The sequence below is a fragment of the Paenibacillus ottowii genome, assembly GCF_006874425.1.
In the GTDB taxonomy this organism is placed as follows: Bacteria; Bacillota; Bacilli; order Paenibacillales; family Paenibacillaceae; genus Paenibacillus; species Paenibacillus ottowii.
In genome coordinates this window covers 437,189-459,534 of record NZ_VIJZ01000004.1, presented here as the reverse complement: position 1 = coordinate 459,534, position 22,346 = coordinate 437,189, and the positions used below count along the sequence as shown (strand labels likewise).

Here is a 22,346-nt window from a genome sequence, read left to right as displayed (position 1 = left end):
ATGCGTAATCTATTCCAATAAAAGTTACGTATAAATAGATAAACGCGGTACTCTATCACTAAAGCGGTACAACTGGGCTGGTCTTTGTGAATACTGATTGGAACTGAGCGGTTTGCCATTCTCATCCCGAACCTCTTCCAGTATTCCCTGTCTACTACGAGTCGATGTTATTTTGCGAATAAAATTCGGCTCTTCGAAATCCGGTACGACGCTCTGTATTACCTGATACAATTCACCCAGTGTAAAATGTGGCGGTAAAAATTGCTTGGCTATCGTTGTCTGAAGCATCTGCAACTGAATTTTGCGATAAGCATCAACTATGATATCCCGGTGATCAAACGCCAGTTCCAATTCCTCCAACGCTTCTCGGATCGTAAATAAACCGACCTCCGAAGCATCATCAGCTGCCTGACGTTGCTCCAGCATCCATTCCTCTACCAGCGCAAAAAACGCATGCGATATGATCCACCCGCGCGGATCACGGCCTGGTCCACTATATACGCCCAAATACTCCAGATGCCCGCCGTCTACACCGGTTTCTTCTAACAGTTCCCGCTTGGCCGCTCCATATATGGATTCATCTTCTTGACAAAACCCTCCAGGCAACGCCCAGCGTCCCGCAAACGGCCAACTACGGCGCTTGATGAGCATTACTTTCAGCTCACGAATCGGCAATGTTTTGGTTACCGTCTTGCGCTCACGCTTCGTTAAAGTAAACATTACGATATCCGCCGGAGCACCGTCCGGGGTACGGTATTTTTTAATGTTGTACGACGCCTTCTGCGCCTCTTCGTTTATACGATTGCTATCCATTGGCATCACCATATTATATCGTTTTGATAAATTCATTATGACATAATAAAAATTTTTGTCAAGCGTCAGGCCATGCCTGAATCGCTTGCTTGTTGACGCAATACTCGGAAGGTTGCTGTAGCTGTACAACCGAGTGTACCTTCACTATCCCTCACTTCTGCCTGAGTGGTTATGGTGCGGCCTGCCTGATGAACAATACGTGCCTTAACCTCCAGCCGTCCTTGTCTCATGGCTGACAAGAAATGAACGTTAAGATTCGTTGTTACACATGAATCCATATTTCGTGAAGCCATACTGACCATCCCCATCGCCTGATCCATCAATGTTGTGAGCACCCCCCCATGTACAATCCCCATCACATTGGTATGGTGTTGTTTGGCCTCCAAAGCGATATGTGCCTCGTTAGCATCAGCTGTAATCAGCTCACATCCTAAGTACTCCCAAAAAGTATTTTCTTCACCCTCTAGCATCTTACGCAACTTACCATTCCCTCGCTTTCATCCCATCTATGATGTCGCAATTCTCTTGGTATCTCATGAACATTTACAATGAGTAATTGCTTTCGAAAAAAAGGCGTGGAAGCTAAGCCTCCACACCATAAATCTTATTCTAGTCACTGCAATTCGAGGAGGAAGTAGTCTTGCCCTCTTCTACGTTCACCTTTTCAGCAACCGTATCACGGATGGCCGTGATCACCATTTGCAGCAGCTCATTAATTTCTACCTGACTCTGCTGAAACTCCGTTACAATTGGAATACCGTCAAGCTCTTCCTGTAGCTCTTGAAGTTCAGCCTCTATTTTGGCAATCATTTTTTGATTCTTTAGAGATTCAAATGCTACAATTTCCTTTTGCTTCTTCTTCATGGTTGCAATCAGCTGCTGGATGCGCTCATGATCCTGAATCTTTTCTTCTGCTTTTCGGAATACCTGCACTTCCTCACTGCTGCCCAGAATTCCCGCCAACTCTTTGGCCTTTGCCAATATCATATCGCGATTGACCAAATGATCATGCTGGCGCGCCGCCGTTTGAAGTTCTGTATGTTGCAACCGCTCCTCTGACATTGTCCATCGCTCCTTATCTCGCTTAAATAGTCTTGCACGCAGCCCTTTATTCAAACCGCATGCAGACACGCTCGTTAGATTATTCTTCTTATTCGTTAACCGCTACTGGCGTTTGAACCAAGTCACCTTTAATGTAGAAAGTCATAGGCTCTGTAATTTTCACTTGGACAAAGGAACCGATCAGGTCCTTAGATCCTTCAAAATGAACCAGCTTATTGGAACGAGTCCGACCAGCAAGCACTTTGCTGTCATTTTTGCTCTCGCCTTCCACCAGTACTTCCACCACTTCGCCACGCAATCGACTGTTAAAGCGCAGGCTGTTTTGATTCACAGCAATGTTCAGACGCCGGAGACGCTCTTTTTTAACCGACATAGGCACATTATCTTCCATCGAAGCCGCTGGCGTACCTTCACGTGGTGAATAAATAAATGTGTAGGCAAAATCATAGCCCACTTCACGCACCAAAGATAGAGTATCTTCAAATTGCTCGTCTGTTTCACCCGGGAAACCTACGATAATATCTGTTGTGAGAGAGACATGCGGAACAGCTGCTTTTATCTTCGCTGCCAGTTCCAAAACACGCTCACGAGTATATTTTCGGTTCATTTTCTTCAATATATCCGTATTACCGGATTGTACAGGCAGATGAATATGCTCCACCAGATTGCCACCCTTACCCAGCACTTCAACCAAATGGTCGTCAAAATCACGCGGATGTGAGGTCGTAAAACGCACACGTGGAATATTGATTTTGCGCATATCATCCATCAGATCCCCGAATCTGTAATTCATATCCTTCAAGTCCTTGCCATAGGCATTGACATTCTGGCCCAACAGGGTGATCTCTTTAAATCCTTGACGGGCCAAATCCCGTACCTCAGCAATAACATCCTCTGGTCGACGGCTTCTTTCCTTACCACGTGTGAAGGGAACGATGCAATAGGTGCAAAACTTATCACAGCCGTACATGATGTTTACCCAAGCCCGCATACCCTCGCGCTTCTTCGGCAGGTTTTCAATAATGTCGCCTTCCTTGGACCACACTTCGACCACCATTTCTTTGCTAAAGAGGGCTTCCTTGACGAGTTGAGGCAAACGGTGAATATTATGGGTTCCAAAAATCATATCGACAAAACCGTGCTTTTGCATAATCCGGTTCACGACGTTCTCTTCCTGCGACATACAGCCACACACACCGAGCAACAGTCCCGGCTTTTCTGTTTTGAGATGCTTGAGGTGACCCAGCTCCCCAAACACTTTATCTTCTGCATTTTCACGGATAGCGCAAGTGTTCAGTAAAATGATATCTGCTTGCTTCCGATCCTCGGTTGCCTGGTAGCCCATTTGCTCCAGCAAGCCCTTGATTGTTTCGGAATCATGCTCATTCATCTGACAACCGAATGTATATACGATATAATGCTTACCCTCACCGATATGCTTTAGCTCATCTGGAACTGCGTTATCATATAATACCTGCACGTCCTCTTTACCGCGCTGCTTCTCTTTTCTATGGTTCGGCTCCGCCATTATGTTGATTTCGCGTCCGCGAATACGAATCTTTTTGCTATGCTCATCTTCAGAAATAATCTTCGCATCCGAGAAATCAAAATATTTGGAGTAGTCTTTTGTCTCCTTAGCCATTCCTTGGTCACTCCTTACACCATCTATTTCACGAGCTCATTTATGCTTTTACTGTATCTGTAGACATTGCTTATTTTATTTAAGCCCTAAAAACCTTTGAAAAAGGCATTACACTAAATTATAGCATGATTTATAGGTCATAGCCATAGATCATCCCCGGATACCAATCGGATGCCATGTGATGCTGAGGTTTTTATGTATATAGGTAAATATTTGTTTATTCTACTGCATATAAAAATAGTCCGACTCTTTTTGCAAGAGTCGGACTTTTACATATTCCAGATCAAATACGTATATTAGTCAACGATTTCAGCGTTGTCACCGTTTTTCACACCAGCTCCGTTTGCTTCATCCGTGTCAATATGCATATCCAATGCAAAAGAATCGGACACACGTGCAATAACATTTTCAAATACAAGACCACGTTCGCCGCCAACACGTACTTTCAGCAGCTGCTTATCCTTAATGTCCCATTTAGCTGCATCGGATGTATGGAAATGAATATGGCGGGCTGCTACAATAACGCCTTCTTGCAGTTCCACTTCTCCAGCTGGTCCTTTTACTGTAATTCCTGGTGTACCATCAATGTTACCGGATTCGCGTACAGGTGCCTTTACACCAATAGCAAAGGAATCTGTGCGAGAGATTTCCAGTTGGGAAGCGGGGCGAGCAGGTCCCAAAATACGAACCTTATCAAATTGGCCTTTAGGACCAATTACAGCTACCGTTTCATTTGCGGCAAATTGTCCTGGTTGGGACAAAGGTTTAAATTCAGTCAATTGATAGCCTGCTCCGAACAAAATTTCAATATGCTCTTGAGTCAGGTGAATATGACGGGCGGAAACGCCGACAGGTACGATTTTAGTCATCGTGTGGTCACTCCTTTTTCTCTATACAATACTTTACACATCTATGCTATTATACTCCTATTTCGACAAGAAAGAAAAGGATAGCGCATAAAGTTCCCTTTTTCGCCCTAACCTGCGTACATATTGTCCCTATAAAACTTGATCAAACCGTTATTTTTGCAAACAGAAGAAAAAAAAGCATGATCTCAGCAACGATGAGATGAGGAGCAATAATAAATATATTCAGAATAAACAGGGCACCGAGGATTCCAGTTAAGAAAAAAATGACTCTGAGACGAGGTCTAAGATGACTTAATCTGTACCGATGGAATACCAATAAAACTGACATAAAATAAATAAAAACAGAAGCAAAAGTAAAGCAAAGTACAAAAGTATAGGAAACTTGCCCCAAAAATAAGAGCTGTATGGAAGCCGCAAGCATGCTAAGAGAAAGATAAATAAACAAATGACCATAAATAATAGTCTGACCTGCTGTTTGTTTTGATTTGTCTACGCGCTTCTCTATATTCTCAAAATATTGCCACCAGATTGCGATGACCAGTACAAATGTCAAAGCAGCAAATATAATGGAGGAAACTGTGAAATGATCGGTTTGTAAAACAGAAAGTATACTTATCACTGATTCTCCAAGCAGGATTAAGGTAAACTGTGCAAACCGCTCCAAAAGATGCTCTGTATGGATAGGTGTGATCACCAGCTTTTTACGACCGATCAAAGGAACGAGGATATCAACAGCAATTCCGGTATATAAAATCAAATATCGAACCCACGAGTCGAAGAAAAGGGAGCAGCTAGAGATGACTATCCCGACCCAAAGATAAGTTCCAAAAAAACGAGCAGTTTCCTGTTTATGAGCTTTTTCTTTGGAGACCGAAAGCAAATATTGAACGACAGTCAAACCTCTTAAGCCAATATAGCCAACAAAAAAAGATACATAATACGCATCAAAATCTACATTAAGGCTGGCAGTCATGATTAACACAAAAAATAATTGCAAAATCATAAAAATTCGATGCTTTATACTGTCTTGACCAAAACGATTGTTATAGACAGTTTGCCCCACCCATGCCCACCAGATTGGAATAAAAATCAAAATAAACTTCCCTAAATTATGCCAATCAATACTGCCATGCTCTGCATGAACCAACACATGGGTCGCCTTGGAGACAGCTGCTACAAACAATAAATCATAGAAAAGTTCAAGCCAGGTAACCTTTTTTATCAACATGATGTAACGGAGCTCCCCTCTAGTATGGCGGTACAGCATGGTGACTGTTAGGTTCGCTTCTACCTATGTAAAATTTCGGCAAGCGTTATTTAGCACCATGCAGTCCGCGGATGCTCCAATTATTTCGTAACCGTTCTCGCTTTGTCAAGGAATTGTACAGGCGAAAACAACTGCTATATCAGCTAATTAAGAAGATATTTTAGACGGCAGATTCGTTCGCAAATAGTCCAGCGCATGTTCTCCCAGCCATCCTTTAACCAGTTCCTCAGGATAATATTTCAACAATAGTTCTGCAAAAACCGGATATTTCCCCGAGTGCTCCAATCCCCGTACATGGGTCTCGATACCGTCAAAATCAGAGCCAAACATCAAATGTCTCTCGCCACCTAATGAACAGATGTGCTCAATGTGCGGTAGCAGGTCCTCAGCATACACTGTACCCTGCTCCTTCAGAAACATCGTGACAAAGGTCAATCCAATTCGTCCGTTACGGGCGATCAGTGCCCGAATCTGTTCGTCTCGCAAGTTACGGGGATGAGCACATTTCGCAAAGGCGTTGGAGTGCGAGGCGATGGGCGGTAAGGCCGCCTCCTCCATCACTTCCCAGAATCCTTGTACGGACAAGTGTGATACATCTAGCAGTAGTCCCAGACTATTGCAGCGATTAACCAGATCATGTCCCTTGCGGGTTAGTCCGCCACCTCTTAGCTCCATGATGCCGTCAGCAGCCCAATTTGCATAATTCCATGTCAGCCCGATCAAACGTATACCCATGGCATAGCACACATCCGCATAAAATGGATTTCCTTCCAGTGCATCTACCCCTTCAAGCGAGAGCAACGCCCAAGGTGATCCTATATGATTCGTCCCACTTCCAAGTCCGTTCGTTATCTTTCCCGTCTGCTTCTCTACTCCTGTCTGCTGTGCTTGCTCTACTTGACGTACAGCGGACGTATTTTTAAATGCTGCCAAGTCTTCTCTCCACAGCAAAGGTTTTAATCCGCCAGAGGTAGAAGTTACATGCTGTCTGAACAGCTCAATTTGACGAACGACATGCTCAAATTTTGGCGTGCCCAATACCTGCGAAATATATATAGCGAACGTTTGCAACCTTATATTGCCTTCTAGCAAACGCTCTTTTGTGACATCAAGCGATGAATGACTAAAATCCACCTGCGAATCAAGCTGCATTTTACATAACACATCACAGTGTAAGTCTACTACTGGCCAATTCGCTTCATACTTATCATTCATGCACCCTACCCCCATTAGATTAAAGTCCATAAATTTATTTTGAAAACCATAACAACTAAATCACAAAGCAAAAAAGCCCGTTTACAAAACGTAAACAGGCTCAGGCAACTTCCATTTATTATCTTGGCTCTACAATCAACTTGATCGCAGTCCGGTCTTCTCCATCAATAACAATGTCTGTAAAAGCAGGAATACAAATCAAATCCACTCCGCTTGGTGCGACAAATCCCCGGGCAATGGCTACCGCTTTAATGGCTTGGTTTAGTGCACCCGCTCCAATCGCCTGCAATTCTGCATTTCCACGTTCACGCAGTACCCCTGCGAGTGCGCCTGCAACTGAATTGGGATTGGATTTTGCTGATACTTTTAATACATCCATAGTAAGTACCTCCCCTGGGAATGATGATGGTTTGATTCCACTATTAGATGTTATTCGAGGGTCAGCAAAAAATTCCTGCTTTTTGGTGACAGTTTTCCTTATTCTTTCCTTAAGCAGCTCGCAAAAAACTTAATCCATCCGCCATTCATCTTCTTTAAGTCTGATTTTCTCAATTTTGCGAGCTTTCCCATCGTGATCATTGAGTTCTACGCTAATGGCGTGAAAGTGCCATTTGCCCATGTCCACCTGGAAGCGTACTGGAAGCTGGGTCTGGAATTTCTGTAGTACAGCCTCTTTCTGCATACCGAGCACACCCTCATAAGGGCCTACCATCCCCGCATCTGTCTGATACGCAGTTCCGTGTGGCAAAATCGTATCGTCATTACTCTGTACGTGTGTATGTGTCCCTACCACGATGGATGCACGTCCATCCAGATGCCAACCCATAGCAATTTTTTCGGAGGTGGCTTCAGCGTGAAAGTCTACTAGAATATGTTTATGCTTTTTGCGCAGCTCGTCTACAATATCATCCGCTGCACGAAATGGACAGTCAATAGCCGGCAAGAAGGTTCTACCTTGCAGATTAACAATGGCTAGTTCCTTCCCACCACCTTTTACCACAGTATAACCCCGACCTGGTGTCCCTGGTGGAAAGTTAGCCGGACGGATAATCCGCGGCTCATCATCTATAAAATCAAATATTTCCTTATTGTCCCAGGTATGATTCCCCATTGTTATCCCATGAACGCCCCAATCAAAAAACTCTCTGGCGATGGCTTGAGTGATCCCTCTTCCCGAAGCTGCGTTTTCTCCGTTCACGATAATAACATGCGGGTTGTATTTTGATTTAAGCGAAGGCAGATTCTCCCTCAGTGCCTTTCTGCCTACACTGCCGACGATGTCTCCAATAAATAATACGTTAATAGAAAACCCTCCCTAGTCTGCCTTACATAATGAAAAGTGGCCCTACAAGCAGCGGCCACTTTTCATTGAAATGCTTTTATTTTGCGTATTCTACCGCACGGGTCTCACGAATAACGGTAACCTTGATATGTCCTGGATAATCCAGTTCATTCTCAATCGTTTTCGTAATATCGCGAGCCAGTCGGAATGCTTCCGCATCATCAATTTTCTCTGGCTGTACCATAACACGAACTTCGCGTCCAGCTTGAATTGCGTATGATTTTTCAACGCCTTCAAAAGACTCGGAGATGCGTTCCAGCTTCTCAAGACGACGGATATACGTCTCTAGCGTTTCACGACGCGCTCCCGGTCTTGCAGCTGACAGAGCATCTGCTGCTCCGACCAGCATGGCGATTACTGAAGTCGCTTCGCAGTCGCCGTGATGTGAAGCAATGCTGTTGATAACGACCGGATGTTCCTTGTACTTCTTCGCCAGTTCCACGCCAATTTCAACGTGTGATCCTTCCACTTCGTGATCCAGCGCCTTCCCGATGTCATGCAGCAAACCTGCCCGTCTTGCCAGTACAACGTCCTCGCCCAGTTCCCCGGCCATCAGACCTGTCAAGTATGCAACTTCCATCGAGTGCTTCAATACGTTCTGTCCGTAGCTCGTACGGAACTTGAGTCGTCCCAAGATCTTGATCAAATCCGGATGCAGGCTATGCACACCCACTTCAAAAGTGGCCTGTTCACCATACTCACGAATTCGTTCGTCCACCTCTTTACGGGATTTTTCCACCATCTCTTCAATACGAGCCGGATGTATCCGTCCGTCCGCTACGAGCTTCTCAAGAGCTGTACGTGCAATCTCTCTACGAATCGGATCAAATCCGGACAATATAACAGCTTCCGGCGTATCATCAATAATGAGGTCGATCCCTGTAAGGGTTTCAAGTGCACGGATGTTACGGCCTTCGCGCCCGATAATCCGGCCTTTCATTTCTTCGTTCGGCAATGTTACAACAGAAACCGTCGTTTCTGCTACATGATCTGCCGCACAGCGTTGGATGGCCAGTGTGATGATTTCACGAGACTTTTTGTCCGCTTCTTCTTTGGCCTGCTGTTCGATTTCCTTAATCATCTGAGCTGTTTCATGACGAACTTCCTGCTCTACGTTGGTCAGAATAATACTTCTTGCATCCTCCATCGTAAGATTGGAAATACGTTCCAGCTCAGTTACCTGGCTCTTGTAAATCAAATCAATTTGCTGCTGGGTTTCATCGATTCGTTTCTCTTTGTTGGCCACTTGTTCTTCTTTACGTTCCAGCGATTCCAATTTTTTATCCAGCGATTCTTCTTTTTGCAGCAATCTTCGTTCCTGTCGTTGAATTTCATTACGACGTTCACGAGTTTCTTTTTCAGCTTCGGCACGAATGCGGTGGATCTCATCTTTCGCTTCCAGTACCGTTTCCTTCTTCAGTGCTTCTGCCTCTTTTTTCGCGTTCTCCACGATTTGCGCGGCAGCTTCTTCCGCACTGGAGATCTTAGCTTCTGCAATAGATTTGCGAATAAAATAACCAATCCCGAACCCAAAGAATAACGCGGCTACAGCAACGAGAACGAACCAGATCGCAGTCATCATACTGTTCACCTCCCCGTTGGTTCCTCCAAGGCATTCCTTGGGACTTTTTGCAATTGTCACATTTACTTTGATCGTCAAACTAAGATAACGACACAAGGTCGCTTCATTTCATATGCACATGCTTTCACACGTACAATTCCGCCTGGCATAGCGGCATCACTTGTTATTTGGCGATGAGAACTTTACCGTGGACTCCACTTTTTTGGAAGGAAAAAGGGCACTCCACAAATATCGTTTCATATATATTTTATTATTTGACAAATGGCATTGTCAAGGGAATGCAAACATTAGTAGACTCCGTGCAACTGTTCATATAATAACTGGCTCATTTAACCAAAGCTTCAGCTACCGTAAACTATTCCTCCCAATGCAATAACTCCCCGTCATCGTAAGCTTCATCTTGCTCGTCCGCAGAGAGATGATTGATTACGCGGCGTGTTATATCTCCCGAATATCCGCGTCTCATTAGAAACGGGAATGTCTTCCTTTTTTTATCCATTATATCACCACGTACCTGGTTCCATTTCTTACGTCCGACCGTTAATGCACTCTCCCACTCCTCATTGTCGGTGATTTCACCTAACGCTTCCCCGATAGAGGCTTTAGAGATGCCTTTCTGACGAAGTTCCTGCCTGATCCACATCTTACCCTTACGTTGGCTCGTTATCCGCTGTCTTGCCCACTGACGGGCGTATAAATCATCATCAACAAGCTTCTCCCTTTGCAGGCGGACCAGTATTTCATCAACAACAATCTGAGCCACATCCTTTTGTGCTAAACGCCGGGCAATTTCCTGACATGTACGGGGCTTTTGTCCCAAATAGCGCAGCGCATATACATAAGCCTGTTGCTTTTCATCTGCCAAAACGATATCTTCTAGTTCTTTTTTGACGAATGACGTGCCCTTGAACATGTTGTACTTAATCATTACATCTTCCAGCACAGACAGTGAGTATGGACCAAAATGGATGACGTATCTCCCACGCTTGCGTCCCTGTCCCTGCTCCACTCTAGTAATCATCAATTCCTCATGATCCGGAAAAAGAGAAATTCCTTGCTCTTTGTTTTCTTCCGAAGTGTATTCATCCTTATCGTCCAACTGCAATATGCTTCCCTCACTTTGAAATTCACGAAAGCAACCTACAATCAGTTGCTGCGCAAAAGTTAGAATCTGCTGACAAAGCAGACTTTATTTGATGCAAAAATGCCCTGCACAACTGTGCAGGGCATCAGAATCATGCTATTTAAACGGACTGTACCATAATCCCTAGGCTACAGTTCACATGACAGATCAGAAGCGAAGTCTCAGGCAAGCTTATTCAAGCTCCAGCAATTCCTGTTCTTCCTTGGCCTCCTGCGCCAACTCTTCCTCTGTCGGTGGAGCAATGGTTGTAATCAAATTACTAGCTACGCGGATTTTTTGCTCGATCGTACTAGCAATGTTCGGATTTTCCTTCAAGAATTGCTTTGCATTCTCACGTCCCTGACCCAGGCGCTCGCCTTCGTAGGAATACCAAGCTCCGCTCTTGTCGACAATGTCGTGCTCCGTACCGATATCGATCAAGCTTCCTTCTTTGGAAATACCCTCACCGTACATAATATCCACTTCAGCCTGACGGAAAGGAGGTGCGACTTTATTCTTCACGACTTTAATACGTGTACGGTTACCCACGATGTCGTTGCCCATTTTCAAGCTTTCGATACGCCGAACATCCAAACGTACCGTAGAGTAAAACTTCAAGGCACGTCCACCCGGTGTAGTTTCAGGGTTACCGAACATAACACCTACTTTTTCACGGAGCTGATTGATAAAGATAGCAATAGTTTTCGATTTATTAATAGCTCCAGACAGCTTACGTAATGCCTGTGACATCAAGCGCGCTTGAAGACCGACATGGGAATCTCCCATTTCGCCTTCAATCTCTGCCTTCGGTACAAGTGCCGCTACAGAGTCAACGACGATAATGTCCACTGCCCCACTACGCACAAGAGCTTCGGCAATCTCCAGCGCCTGCTCACCTGTATCTGGTTGCGATAGTAACAACTCATCAATATTGACGCCCAGCTTGCTCGCATACGACGGATCAAGCGCATGCTCGGCATCGATAAAGGCGGCTTGTCCGCCTGTTTTTTGCACCTCTGCGATAGCATGAAGAGCTACTGTCGTTTTACCGGAAGATTCCGGTCCATATACTTCAATAATCCGGCCTCTTGGAAAGCCGCCCGTTCCTAACGCAATATCCAAAGCAATCGAACCACTGGGGATAGTTTCCACTTGCATGTGAGTAGACTCACCCAACTTCATAATGGAACCTTTACCAAATTGCTTTTCTATTTGACGGAGCGCCATATCCAGCGCAGCACGACGATCTGACAATAAACTCACATCCTTCATTGTTTGTACTTTAATAATACCTTGTTTTGACACGCTTGCCAAGCACTTTTTCGAACATACATTCGTTTTTTTATTTCCTATAACTCTCTTCTATAATTGCAACTGTCTCTTAAAACGAAAAAAGAACCGCTGGCAAAAGGCTTTGCAACGGTTCTTCCGATAAGAAGATTATATCATGAATATCTCTTTAAAACAACTCATCGATAATTAAGAGAGTTTCTCGTTCTCTACCAATCGGCGCCACAATCTATACAGGATCGCTTTGACGGATCGCAAACGGATAGTCTCACGGTTACCACTCAAATTCAGCTCATATACCTCTGTTTCCTTGTCGCGCTCAGCAATACCAATATACACGAGGCCGACTGGCTTCCGCTCAGAATATCCAGGTCCAGCTACACCAGTAACTGAAAGTCCAAAATCGCTGTCCATGATCATTCTTGCCTGCTCTGCAAGCACAAGAGCTACTTCCTTGCTCACTGCGCCTGGCGCATGATCCCCTTCCAAATAATCATAAGGCACATTAAGCAACTTCATCTTCATTTCATTGGAATAACACACGATTCCGCCTTGAAACATAACAGCACTGCCAGGTATAGAGGTGATGTGTTCCATCAGCATACCGCCTGTGCAGCTTTCTGCCGCACTCACAGTGAGTCCGCGTTTGGCCATTAAATCTACAATAACCTTCTCTAGCGTAACATCCTCACTTGCATACATATATTCGGAAAGACGTTGCTGAATTTGTACTTCCGTGGCCGTCAGCTTAATTAAAGCTTCACTTTCACTGGCCGCCTTGGTGGAAATACGGATCGTGACTTCCCCTTCCTTGGCATAAGGAGCAATCGTGGGGTCCGTCTGGGATTGAATCAGATCTAACAAGCGCGTTTCAAGAGCTGACTCACCAATCCCTGCGAATTTTAGCATTTTCGAATAAATCGACATCTCCTCACCGCTCAATGCCTGCTGAAGCAACCATGGTTTGGCATGATTTGCAAACATAGGTTTAAGTTCCTTAGGCGGTCCGGGCAAAACTACATAAAATTTACCGTCCTGTGCAATGGCATCCCCTATTGCCAAACCTGTCTCATTTTCAAGCGGAGTGGCTCCTTCAATAGAAAGCGCCTGCCGACGGTTATTCTCAGTCATTTCTACCCCGCGGTTACGGAAAAACTGATCCAGCTTGTCCATGGCAAGACGGTCTATTTGCAATTTTCGGCCTAGTACAGCCGCTATCGCATCTTTTGTCAAATCGTCCTGAGTTGGTCCCAGCCCACCAGAAAACAAAATAATATCCGCACGCTTCTGAGCAAGTCGTATCGCTTCCTGAAGTCGATCCATGTTATCGCCAACTACAGTCTGAAAATATACATCAATTCCGATGGCAGCCAGCTCTTGTGATAAATATTGGGCATTTGTATTTACTATTTGTCCAAGTAATAACTCTGTTCCTACTGCAATGATTTCAGCTTTCATCAATTCGTCCTCCTATGATGTGGGAATGATACAAAGAAACAGCAATAAGTTAAGCCTCTATTGCTGTTTCCATAAGATTTATCCTGTTAAACTTTAGAGGAGCTCAGCAAATGGATATTCTTTACAAAGTAATCAATACCCGAATAAATGGTGATTAACACAGCTGCCCATATCGCTATTAAATCAAACGGAATACCCAGAAAAACAAACGGGAAATTATTGATAAGCAGTGCTACAATAGCAACAATCTGGATGATCGTCTTTAATTTTCCCCAATTGCTTGCAGCAACCACAGAGCCATCCAATAAGGCGATCTGTCTTAAGCCCGTAACTGCAAACTCACGACTGACAATCACAACGACAACCCAGGAATCAACTTTTCCCATTTCTACCAGAGAAACCAAAATAGCAGTTACCAACAGCTTATCAGCAAGGGGGTCCAACAGCTTGCCCAAATTGGTGACCATATTATTTTTACGAGCCAAATATCCGTCAAGGCCATCTGTGCTGGCTGCTACAAGGAAAATGATAGCCGCAATCAGCTGATTATAAGGCAGCTTGAAAGCGCCAATCTCAATCGGCGGCGGATAAAAATCAAAGTCCACCAGCAAAGCCAGCATCATCACCGGGATAAGGCAAATCCGCGTTATTGTAATTCTGTTGGGTAAATTCACAACACACTCTCCCCTGATTATCGTACTTGATTCAAATGGCAGCTTTCGGATTGAATTCAATCCTATGTAAATCGCTTTCGACGAGCGTTATACACCTAAAGTGTCTGCATTTTCGTTACAAGTATAATATGGTGCAAAACGCATGTCAAAATAACCTGCTGCACATCAAGCAACGTTTATTCCTACAAAATCTATGAGAGAAAAACAGCTTTATTTCATGTTTGTAAATTGAAGCTCCAACGGCAGGTCAGCTTTCCGCAGTAATTGAATAATGGCCTGTAAATCATCCCTGCTTTTTCCAGTCACTCGAATTTGATCACCTTGAATCTGACTTTTTACTTTTAGCTTGGAATCCCGAATAAGGATATTAATTTTTTTGGCGTTATCCTGATCAATCCCTTGCTTAAGCGAAAGACGCTGACGCACTGAACCTAAAGAAGCTGGTTCCAATTTTCCAAATTCCACATTTTTTAGGGATAGACCTCGTTTGACCATCTTTGATTGCAAAATATCAATCACCGCATTCAGCTTGTATTCATCTTCAGATGCAATGGTAAGGGCATCTTTCTCAAGCTTGAGGCTGCTTTTGCTCCCCTTGAAATCAAATCGCGTTTCAATTTCACGCTCCGTCTGATGAACCGCATTTGTTAACTCCTGCATATCCATTTTGGAGACGATATCAAATGAATTTTCTGAAGCCATCGTTTCACTTTCCTTTCCGCAACAAAGTTCAATATCTAATTATAGGCTAGTCATTTACAAAAATCCAATAATCCGTTCACTAAAAAGGCGTCCTTGTCAGTTCCCCGACAAAAACGCCTTTCATACAATTGAAGTTTAACATTTCTAATAGTGGCTTCGCGTTGGATTTCTAAACATATCTAAAATTCCAAGCACAATGTGAGCAAGACCAAAGCCCAATATGCCATAGCCCCAAGCATTCGGAGTTAGATAATAGCCCAGTAAACTGACAATTATCCCGAGCCCAGTCACAATCCAGCTGACGGTCATAACGTATACACCTCACTTTGCGGAAAATGAAATGACTGACTTTCCAAAAATTACAGTCATTAGTATCTCCTCGCACTAAGGCATTTATTCCCCAACAGTAGTTGTACTAGAATTTGTCTCACTTTGTGTAGTACCCGTATTACTATTTGTTGTAGAATCCGTCGATGAGCCTGTCATTCCGGCACTCGCTCCAGTCGAAGAAGCTTCTCCTTGCTGGATCAACACGCGAGTCGTCGATTTATTATCTGTTATCGGTTGACCAGCAACGGAAATATCCGTGGCAGAAGACCGCCCTGATTTGATATATAAACCTTCCGGGCCAATATCGAAAGACATGGCATCTCCGCTTTTGGTCATACCGTAGCTCAGCTTTTCTCCACGAGAATTTTGTCCCTTATACACCTCAAGCCAGCTTTCGCCCGTTGCTTTAATATCAACCTTGACGGTGCCCCCTGTTGCGCTGGAGACTTTAAAGATCGTCGTTTTGCCTTGCTTACCGTCCTGGGCCACAGTTACTCCCTGCGCTGGCGTGGTTGTATTCGGCTGCTGACCAGAATTTGGGGTCGTTGCATCCGTAGTTCCCGTACCCCCTGGCTGCGTTTCCCCGGGTTGCCCCGTACTAGGGGTCTGCCCGCCAGCACCATTTGGAGCCGTCGTCTGGCCATTATTCGGCTGTGCCGTAGTTGTATTTGGAGTAGACGTATTTGGTGTTGTATTTGGTGTTGTACTTGGTGTTGTACTTGGTGTTGTACTTGGTGTTGTAATCGGCGTTGTGTTTTCTGCTGTTTTTGGAGTGGAGTGGTTGTTACTCACCCAATAAGCATAAATAACCCCAACAATGAGAACTAGAAAAAGCCACATTAACGCTGTAGGCAACCATTTAAGATTACCAATCGTCGCGGGACGACTGGAGCGTTTCTGTGTAACAGGCTCCATGACTGCTTCCGGTTCAGGTTCAGGCACATTGCTTTGATGCCCTTCCAGAATCTCATCGGGATCCAACCCGACCGTTTCGGCGTATGTTTTAATAAAAGCTCTGACATAAAAGCTTCCCGGCAGCACTTTGTAATCGCCCGTCTCAATGGCTTCCAAATAACGTTTGCGTATCTTCGTCATTTCCTGAACATCGTCAAGGCTCAATCCTTTTTGCAGCCGGGCCTCCTTTAATTGCTGACCCAGTTCTGACATGTCATCATCTCCTTGTGTAATTACACTTATTTAAAGATCTTCTGTATAACTGGCTGTAAAGGTATCATAAATAATTTCCTCAGCCGGATTATTACGAAGTTCAATAATGATATTGAAGTCGTCAAAGCTGTATCCTGATTCACGCACAAATACATCAGGATGCTCAATCACTTTGGTACTTGGCATGCTCATGATTTCTTGAAGCAGGTGATAATGTCTCTCATTTGAGCGAATTGTACTCACAATGCCGTCAATAATAAACACATTATTAGGATTCATTTCTTCCTCAGAAAGCTGACTGCGTACCGTCTGTCGTAATAACGTTGACGACACAAAAGTCCATCGCTTCATTGCACATACGCTACTGGCAATAATGGATTCCGTTTTACCAACGCGCGGCATTCCGCGAAGGCCAATGACTTGATTGCCATCCCTCTTTAATACTTCACCCAAAAAATCGACCAGCAACCCAAGCTCATCGCGTGTAAAGCGAAAAGTTTTACGATCATCCGAATCGCGATCGATATAACGGCCGTGTCTTACTGCCAATATATCGACCAGTCTCGGAGCACGTAAGGCCGTGACTGTAATGTTGCTGGCTTTTTTTAACGTATCGCCAAGAATGCGTATTTTCTCGTCATCATCTGTTTCGAGGAGCATCCCACGTCTCTCGCCTTCAACACCGTTAATCGTCAGTATATTAACCCCCAGAATACCAAGCATGGAAGCAATGTCCCCCAGCAGTCCGGGTCGATTTTTATGTATCTTGTATTCCATGTACCACTGTTTCATCTCTTCCGTCACCTTAGCACCTCATTCACATTCAAACCGTCAACAATGCCAAATCAAAGCATTATTGTATCATAAGATAGCATCATTCGACAAAACCAAATATTGAAATTTGATAGGCTGCATTGTGTTGTAAGCCTCAATCACGTTTATGATATATAAATTAGAATGGAATTACAAGAACAGCTCTGTAACCATTACAGAAAAGCCCCCAAAAAGGGAGCTTTTCATGTTGGTTCCTGCTTATGCGTTGCTCTTGGCCAATTTAACCATTAGCCGGGCGATGGTGTGACGCTCGTCCTCATCGGCAACTCCCCACAGTTCTTTCAGTGCGCGGTTGGAGTGGTTGGCTGGATCGACCTTCTCATCCAGAAAATCACCGATTTCGTAAGCAAGCTCCGCAATGGTATCTTGACTGATTCCCAGCTTCTCTGCTTGCTCTACACGCTGACCAAGAAACTTTTTCCAAACATCAAAATTCTGAACAACTGTTGACATGCTTAAATCCTCCTTAGATGATTCAGATTTAAAATCAACAGTTGTAATATGCTCTTCACAGACGCTTACTATACTGGTGGATTCCTCCAAACGCTACCTCTCTTAAGTCACCCATCCTCCATTAGGACTTATGACCTGCCCATTAATATAACCTGACTCAGGAAGCGCAAGAAAATAAACCAGAGATGATATTTCATCAGGTCGTGCCAATCGTCCGGCAGGGATGTCTTCTTCCAAACTGTTAATTTCGCCTGCATCCAAATGATCTAACATCGACGTGTCTACCGCCCCTGGAGCCACAGCATTCACTGTTACGCCAGAAGGAGCGACCTCTTGAGCCAGCGCCTTGGTGAAAGCGTTAATGCCTCCCTTGGTCGTGGAGTACAATACCTCGCACGAAGCTCCACATATGCCCCATACGGATGAAACATTTACAATACGACCATAGCGTTGGGAAATCATATGCGGCATAAAGACCTGTGTACACAAAAAAGTTCCCTTAACATTCACGGCCATCACTGCGTCCCATTCCTCTTCCGAAACATCTGTAAGTAGCCCATAATGGGACACTCCAGCATTATTCACAAGAATATCCGGCTTCATTCCGTGATTTTCCAGTTTTTCCCGCATGCGTTCAATCTGCTCCTTACTCCGCAGATCGGCAGACACAGTCATTACCTTGCCCGAATAAGCCATGCAACGACGGGCAACTTCATTTGCTTTTTCATGGGACTTCATGTAGTGAATGACCACATTCATCCCTACTGCTGCAAAACGCTCGGCAATAGCCGCACCAATTCCACCACTTGCTCCTGTAATCAGCACAGTCGTATCGCCAATAGCCTTTAATTCTCCGCCCTCGGTGGTCAACGGTTTCCTCTCCCTAGACATTACGGACTCACCACCAGCGATATTGCCATTTGATCCCACTGTATATGATCTCTCAGACGGCGGTTTACATCCTCAAGCGTGATACTTTCATAAACCGGAAGCAGCTGGAAAAAGTCACTGCCGCGGAAGCGATGTCTTGTAAACTCATGCGCAATATTTTCAGGAGAATTGAGGGTTCGTAAATAACCGCCGATCTTCTTTTTGCGTGCTCGTTCAAAATGTTCTGCTGTAAAACCCTGTTTCTGAATAGATTCTACCTCTTCTCGTATCCTAGCCAACAGCCGATCAGGATCTTTGGTATCCCCGCCGATCGCAGAAAATGCATACTGTTGCGTGCTGTTGTACTCGTGGCCAAAACTATCCGAAATCAGATCTTCATCGTAGAGCTTCTGATATAGCTGTGTGCTGGAGCCAAACAAGAGATCAAGCATCAGCTTGGATTCCAGATCATGACGGAGCAACGCTTCTCCTGTTAGACCTACTTCAGCCTCCTTGAATCCAAAAAGTAGCTTTGGCAAAGAAACAGCCAGCTTTACCTCACGACGCGGTTCTGCAACTGTCGTGGGTTCTTCATCGAAAATCCGCTCGATCTCTCCCTGCGGCTTATAGTCCTTTTTCGCCTGATTATTACGCACCAATTCGATGACTTCGGCTGGGTCCACTCCACCCACTACAAAAAGAATCATATTGCTCGGATGGTAAAAAGCTTCATAGCAACTATATAGTGTTTCCTTCGTAATCGTACTGATGGATTGAACAGTACCTGCGATATCAATATGCACCGGATGAACCTTGTACAATGCCTCAATCAGACCAAAGTAACTCCGCCAGTCGGGGTTATCTTCATACATATTGATTTCCTGACCGATAATGCCTTTTTCCTTCTCCACATTTTCATCTGTAAAGTAAGGATGCTGAACAAAATTGACTAGTGTCGTCAAATTTTCTTGGATTCGTTCGGTTGCCGAAAACAGATATACGGTCTGATCAAAGCTCGTAAATGCATTCGCCGATGCTCCATTAGAGGAAAAGGTAGCAAAAATATCTCCTTCAGGCTCTTCAAACATTTTATGCTCCAAGAAATGGGCTATGCCATCCGGCACTTTAACGGGCTGTTGACCTTCCACCCGGAAATGATTATCAACCGAGCCGTATTTAGTCGCAAATGTGGCATACGTCTTCTGAAATCCCGGTTTGGGCAACACATACACGTGTAGACCATTATCCATTACTTCATAGTACAGCGTCTCCTGCAGGTGCTCATACGATATATGCTCCAACGCTATTCCCCCTTCTGGTCTCTCAAGAAATATATAGTGTCCAGTCGGAACGTCCGGGCGGCATCCTGAACATCGTGCACCTTGACCGCCTCCACCTGGCTCAGCAGCTCCTCTACCGTCCGCTCTTTGCCGGAAAGCTGTCTGTTAAAATCATAGGCAATCATTTCAAAAGCGGAGTCCTGCATTTCCTTAAGCAAGTTGCGTATCATCGCCTGCGTTTGGGTCATTTCCAGCTCGGTAATCGTTCCATTTTGCGTATCTTCCAGTTGCTTGCGGATGATAGTTACCGCCTTTTCATAATTAGGAATTTCGATACCGGATTGTATTGTGCCAATGCCTTTATGCCCGTCATACCGCGACGAAGCATAATACGCCAAACTCTCCTTCTCCCTTACATTGACAAACAGTTTTGAATGCGGATACCCACCCAGAATGCCATTGTACATCAGGGCAGAAGCATAACGTTCATCACCATACGTAATCGGAGTACGTAGTCCCATGTTGAGCTTGCCTTGGTTCACATCCAGACGCTCTACTATGGTTTGAACATCACGTTCTACTGATTTGGGCTGCTCAGGTACATATCCCGTTTCCGCCACGCGGTTTAATTCAAAATAGCGATCAACAAACTTTTCAACTTCTTCCAGCGTGGTATCTCCCACAACGTATAAATCCATACTGGCATTATTCAACCATTCTCCATAAGCCTCGTACAGATTTTGTGCATTTATGCTGTCCAGATCAGATCGTTGACCAAGAGGATGCAGACGATAAGGCTCATCCTTGCACATCTCCTCCAAACAACGCTCCCCAGCATAACGTATTTTATCGTTAACTATAGATTCCAGCTTCTTACGAACATTTTCTCGCTCCTGCTGTACATATCCTGACTGAAATACGCCGTTTTCCACTGCAGGCTTCGTCAGAACTTCTCCCAGGAAAGCAAAAGAACGATCCAGTAAACTATCTGAGCTGCTTACAAAACTGTCATTAATCGTATCCATGCGAAATTGTACGATCTGATAATCCCCACGTTTGTATACATCGAATCCAAAACCCGCACCATACAATTGCTCTAGCTGTTCTCTGAATTGTGTAGTCTGCGGATACGATGCTGTACCCCGTCGCAGAACGAAAGGTACCAATCCCACACGAGTTACAGTTTCCTCACGTAGCGGAGTACCTACATACAACGATATAGCGAACGTCTTAAAGCGCTTGGTCGGCAGTACATGAATTCTCAGTTGTCTGCGTGTGCCACGCTCGAAACCTGTTTTGTTCAAGTCCAAAACTCCTTTGTGACGTCAATTTGCGTCTAGCCTTTGATTAGCATTAGCTGCTGTACGTCTTTTCCCTGTAAAGAGGTAAAGTGTACCAATCTTTATTCTAACCATGCAAAAGCCAAGAAGCAACCGGAGACAAGCTCCCGGCTGCTTCGGCGTTTTTACATGCAGAAAATATGTTCCCCAATGGTTTTTACCTGCGGACGGCTCCAAATCCATTTGGAGGTGGCTGTCTTAGGGTTAAAATAATAGAGGCATCCTCCACTTGGGTCCCAGCCGTTAAGAGCTTGGCGCACTGCCTTTTGCGCAGTCTCATTCGGCGTGAGCCAAATTTGGCCGTCTGCTACAGCAGTGAAAGCACCCGGCTGAAAAATCACTCCAGACGGTGTATTTGGAAAACTGGGCGACTTGACCCTGTTCAAAATTACAGCCGCTACGGCCACTTGTCCTTCAAATGGCTCGCCGCGCGATTCACCATAGACCGCATTGGCCATGATTTTAAGATCGTTTTCGGATAGTCCCATGGTATTGGCCGATCCCATCGTTTCATCATTATTATTATTGGCTGCCTGACCCTGATCAGAACCTTGGTTTTTACGATGCATCGGCGTTTCTGTTGGCTTCCAGTGAGGAGTAGCGTTCACCAGCTTTAATTTGGTTTTCGCACCAACTACTCCATCGGGTTTGATACCAAATTCCTTTTGAAAACCCTTGACAGCCGTTAGCGTACTGCTACCAAAATTGCTGTCCACTGTCCCGCCAAAAAAACCCAGCAACTTCAATCGTGATTGCAGCTCATATACATCCTGTCCATAAGAGCCAAAATCAACCGCTTCTGAACTGAATGTCGGCTGAACAGGCTGTGCTGCTTGTACTTTTTGCTGTGTGCTCAGCGACTCTGCTTGTTGCTGTACAGAGTCATGTTTAAAAAGTCCTGTGTACGTAATAGCCGAAGCTGCGAGGATACCCGTGCAAATCCAGACCATTGTCTTTTTCATATGCTGTGCTCTACCTTTCTTTTGTGGGATTAACAGGATGGCTACGTTTATTATGACAAGCTCCGCTAGAA

The 22,346-nt window shown here is 44.7% G+C and carries 23 protein-coding genes; all 23 read right to left on the bottom strand.

The window, feature by feature from the left end:
• Nucleotides 1-24: 24 nt before the first annotated feature.
• The 23 genes from FKV70_RS12285 to sleB all read right to left on the bottom strand — a co-directional run bounded on the left by FKV70_RS12285 (nucleotide 25) and on the right by sleB (nucleotide 22,275).
• Nucleotides 25-813: an NUDIX domain-containing protein gene (locus FKV70_RS12285; RefSeq protein ID WP_013370763.1), complete on the bottom strand. Its 789-nt coding sequence runs from the start codon at nucleotides 811-813 to the stop codon at nucleotides 25-27.
• Between the two features lie 65 nt (nucleotides 814-878).
• Nucleotides 879-1,283, bottom strand: a complete 405-nt coding sequence (locus FKV70_RS12280; protein ID WP_142613107.1) for a PaaI family thioesterase — start codon at nucleotides 1,281-1,283, stop codon at nucleotides 879-881.
• Between the two features lie 139 nt (nucleotides 1,284-1,422).
• Nucleotides 1,423-1,875: a YlbF/YmcA family competence regulator gene (locus FKV70_RS12275; protein WP_063208821.1), complete on the bottom strand. Its 453-nt coding sequence runs from the start codon at nucleotides 1,873-1,875 to the stop codon at nucleotides 1,423-1,425.
• 88 nt (nucleotides 1,876-1,963) lie between these two features.
• Entirely contained in the window at nucleotides 1,964-3,517 is a 1,554-nt protein-coding gene (gene miaB, locus FKV70_RS12270; RefSeq protein WP_063208823.1) for a tRNA (N6-isopentenyl adenosine(37)-C2)-methylthiotransferase MiaB, read from the bottom strand.
• A gap of 296 nt (nucleotides 3,518-3,813) precedes the next feature.
• The gene (gene pduL / locus FKV70_RS12265; protein WP_063208825.1) at nucleotides 3,814-4,386 is read right to left on the bottom strand and encodes a phosphate propanoyltransferase; all 573 of its coding nucleotides are present in this window, start codon (nucleotides 4,384-4,386) and stop codon (nucleotides 3,814-3,816) included.
• Between the two features lie 142 nt (nucleotides 4,387-4,528).
• Nucleotides 4,529-5,614 (bottom strand): low temperature requirement protein A, encoded by a 1,086-nt coding sequence (locus FKV70_RS12260; RefSeq protein ID WP_142612989.1) that lies wholly within the window; start codon nucleotides 5,612-5,614, stop codon nucleotides 4,529-4,531.
• Nucleotides 5,615-5,800: 186 nt separating this feature from the next.
• Nucleotides 5,801-6,868, bottom strand: coding sequence for a dipeptidase (locus tag FKV70_RS12255; RefSeq protein WP_142612988.1), 1,068 nt, complete (start codon nucleotides 6,866-6,868; stop codon nucleotides 5,801-5,803).
• A 118-nt stretch (nucleotides 6,869-6,986) separates the two neighbouring features.
• Complete coding sequence (locus tag FKV70_RS12250; protein WP_007430104.1) at nucleotides 6,987-7,247, bottom strand: stage V sporulation protein S; 261 nt, start codon at nucleotides 7,245-7,247, stop codon at nucleotides 6,987-6,989.
• Nucleotides 7,248-7,376: 129 nt separating this feature from the next.
• On the bottom strand, nucleotides 7,377-8,171 hold the full coding sequence (locus FKV70_RS12245) for a TIGR00282 family metallophosphoesterase (RefSeq protein WP_064798075.1): 795 nt from the start codon (nucleotides 8,169-8,171) through the stop codon (nucleotides 7,377-7,379).
• Nucleotides 8,172-8,247: 76 nt separating this feature from the next.
• On the bottom strand, nucleotides 8,248-9,792 hold the full coding sequence (rny, locus tag FKV70_RS12240; protein WP_013309958.1) for a ribonuclease Y: 1,545 nt from the start codon (nucleotides 9,790-9,792) through the stop codon (nucleotides 8,248-8,250).
• Nucleotides 9,793-10,147: 355 nt separating this feature from the next.
• Entirely contained in the window at nucleotides 10,148-10,897 is a 750-nt protein-coding gene (locus FKV70_RS12235; protein WP_063208833.1) for a regulatory protein RecX, read from the bottom strand.
• A 210-nt stretch (nucleotides 10,898-11,107) separates the two neighbouring features.
• A complete protein-coding gene (gene recA / locus FKV70_RS12230; RefSeq protein WP_025679773.1) occupies nucleotides 11,108-12,169 on the bottom strand; it encodes a recombinase RecA in 1,062 nt (353 codons plus the stop codon).
• A 225-nt stretch (nucleotides 12,170-12,394) separates the two neighbouring features.
• Nucleotides 12,395-13,663 carry a competence/damage-inducible protein A gene (locus tag FKV70_RS12225; protein WP_064798076.1) on the bottom strand — a complete coding sequence of 423 codons (1,269 nt, stop codon included), beginning with the start codon at nucleotides 13,661-13,663 and terminating at the stop codon, nucleotides 12,395-12,397.
• Nucleotides 13,664-13,749: 86 nt separating this feature from the next.
• Nucleotides 13,750-14,337, bottom strand: coding sequence for a CDP-diacylglycerol--glycerol-3-phosphate 3-phosphatidyltransferase (gene pgsA, locus FKV70_RS12220; protein ID WP_063208837.1), 588 nt, complete (start codon nucleotides 14,335-14,337; stop codon nucleotides 13,750-13,752).
• 210 nt (nucleotides 14,338-14,547) lie between these two features.
• Nucleotides 14,548-15,039 carry a YajQ family cyclic di-GMP-binding protein gene (locus tag FKV70_RS12215; RefSeq protein WP_063208839.1) on the bottom strand — a complete coding sequence of 164 codons (492 nt, stop codon included), beginning with the start codon at nucleotides 15,037-15,039 and terminating at the stop codon, nucleotides 14,548-14,550.
• Nucleotides 15,040-15,183: 144 nt separating this feature from the next.
• The gene (locus FKV70_RS26125) at nucleotides 15,184-15,348 is read right to left on the bottom strand and encodes a hypothetical protein (protein WP_013370749.1); all 165 of its coding nucleotides are present in this window, start codon (nucleotides 15,346-15,348) and stop codon (nucleotides 15,184-15,186) included.
• Nucleotides 15,349-15,432: 84 nt separating this feature from the next.
• Nucleotides 15,433-16,536, bottom strand: a complete 1,104-nt coding sequence (locus FKV70_RS12210) for a RodZ domain-containing protein (protein ID WP_142612987.1) — start codon at nucleotides 16,534-16,536, stop codon at nucleotides 15,433-15,435.
• Between the two features lie 30 nt (nucleotides 16,537-16,566).
• Nucleotides 16,567-17,328 carry a DUF3388 domain-containing protein gene (locus FKV70_RS12205; protein WP_142612986.1) on the bottom strand — a complete coding sequence of 254 codons (762 nt, stop codon included), beginning with the start codon at nucleotides 17,326-17,328 and terminating at the stop codon, nucleotides 16,567-16,569.
• Nucleotides 17,329-17,568: 240 nt separating this feature from the next.
• Nucleotides 17,569-17,823, bottom strand: a complete 255-nt coding sequence (locus FKV70_RS12200; protein ID WP_016821001.1) for a DUF3243 domain-containing protein — start codon at nucleotides 17,821-17,823, stop codon at nucleotides 17,569-17,571.
• A 102-nt stretch (nucleotides 17,824-17,925) separates the two neighbouring features.
• Nucleotides 17,926-18,714, bottom strand: a complete 789-nt coding sequence (gene ymfI, locus FKV70_RS12195) for an elongation factor P 5-aminopentanone reductase (protein ID WP_142612985.1) — start codon at nucleotides 18,712-18,714, stop codon at nucleotides 17,926-17,928.
• The gene (gene yfmH / locus FKV70_RS12190) at nucleotides 18,714-19,994 is read right to left on the bottom strand and encodes an EF-P 5-aminopentanol modification-associated protein YfmH (protein WP_142612984.1); all 1,281 of its coding nucleotides are present in this window, start codon (nucleotides 19,992-19,994) and stop codon (nucleotides 18,714-18,716) included. The genes ymfI and yfmH overlap by 1 nt, the downstream gene beginning before the upstream one ends.
• A 2-nt stretch (nucleotides 19,995-19,996) precedes the next feature.
• The gene (yfmF, locus tag FKV70_RS12185; RefSeq protein ID WP_142612983.1) at nucleotides 19,997-21,277 is read right to left on the bottom strand and encodes an EF-P 5-aminopentanol modification-associated protein YfmF; all 1,281 of its coding nucleotides are present in this window, start codon (nucleotides 21,275-21,277) and stop codon (nucleotides 19,997-19,999) included.
• Between the two features lie 161 nt (nucleotides 21,278-21,438).
• On the bottom strand, nucleotides 21,439-22,275 hold the full coding sequence (gene sleB / locus FKV70_RS12180; protein ID WP_142612982.1) for a spore cortex-lytic enzyme: 837 nt from the start codon (nucleotides 22,273-22,275) through the stop codon (nucleotides 21,439-21,441).
• Between the last annotated feature and the right edge of the window lie 71 nt (nucleotides 22,276-22,346).

Bases quoted from the DNA above. Each gene is read 5' to 3' on its own strand.
- FKV70_RS12250 (WP_007430104.1), bottom strand. From the start codon at position 7,247: ATGGATGTATTAAAAGTATCAGCAAAATCCAATCCCAATTCAGTTGCA.
- FKV70_RS12285 (WP_013370763.1), bottom strand. From the start codon at position 813: ATGGATAGCAATCGTATAAACGAAGAGGCGCAGAAGGCGTCGTACAAC.
- FKV70_RS12210 (WP_142612987.1), bottom strand. From the start codon at position 16,536: ATGTCAGAACTGGGTCAGCAATTAAAGGAGGCCCGGCTGCAAAAAGGA.
- FKV70_RS26125 (WP_013370749.1), bottom strand. From the start codon at position 15,348: ATGACCGTCAGCTGGATTGTGACTGGGCTCGGGATAATTGTCAGTTTA.
- miaB (WP_063208823.1), bottom strand. From the start codon at position 3,517: ATGGCTAAGGAGACAAAAGACTACTCCAAATATTTTGATTTCTCGGAT.
- FKV70_RS12215 (WP_063208839.1), bottom strand. From the start codon at position 15,039: ATGGCTTCAGAAAATTCATTTGATATCGTCTCCAAAATGGATATGCAG.
- rny (WP_013309958.1), bottom strand. From the start codon at position 9,792: ATGATGACTGCGATCTGGTTCGTTCTCGTTGCTGTAGCCGCGTTATTC.
- FKV70_RS12280 (WP_142613107.1), bottom strand. From the start codon at position 1,283: ATGCTAGAGGGTGAAGAAAATACTTTTTGGGAGTACTTAGGATGTGAG.
- FKV70_RS12200 (WP_016821001.1), bottom strand. From the start codon at position 17,823: ATGTCAACAGTTGTTCAGAATTTTGATGTTTGGAAAAAGTTTCTTGGT.
- FKV70_RS12225 (WP_064798076.1), bottom strand. From the start codon at position 13,663: ATGAAAGCTGAAATCATTGCAGTAGGAACAGAGTTATTACTTGGACAA.
- pduL (WP_063208825.1), bottom strand. From the start codon at position 4,386: ATGACTAAAATCGTACCTGTCGGCGTTTCCGCCCGTCATATTCACCTG.
- sleB (WP_142612982.1), bottom strand. From the start codon at position 22,275: ATGAAAAAGACAATGGTCTGGATTTGCACGGGTATCCTCGCAGCTTCG.
- FKV70_RS12260 (WP_142612989.1), bottom strand. From the start codon at position 5,614: ATGTTGATAAAAAAGGTTACCTGGCTTGAACTTTTCTATGATTTATTG.
- ymfI (WP_142612985.1), bottom strand. From the start codon at position 18,714: ATGTCTAGGGAGAGGAAACCGTTGACCACCGAGGGCGGAGAATTAAAG.
- FKV70_RS12205 (WP_142612986.1), bottom strand. From the start codon at position 17,328: ATGAAACAGTGGTACATGGAATACAAGATACATAAAAATCGACCCGGA.
- FKV70_RS12275 (WP_063208821.1), bottom strand. From the start codon at position 1,875: ATGTCAGAGGAGCGGTTGCAACATACAGAACTTCAAACGGCGGCGCGC.
- FKV70_RS12255 (WP_142612988.1), bottom strand. From the start codon at position 6,868: ATGAATGATAAGTATGAAGCGAATTGGCCAGTAGTAGACTTACACTGT.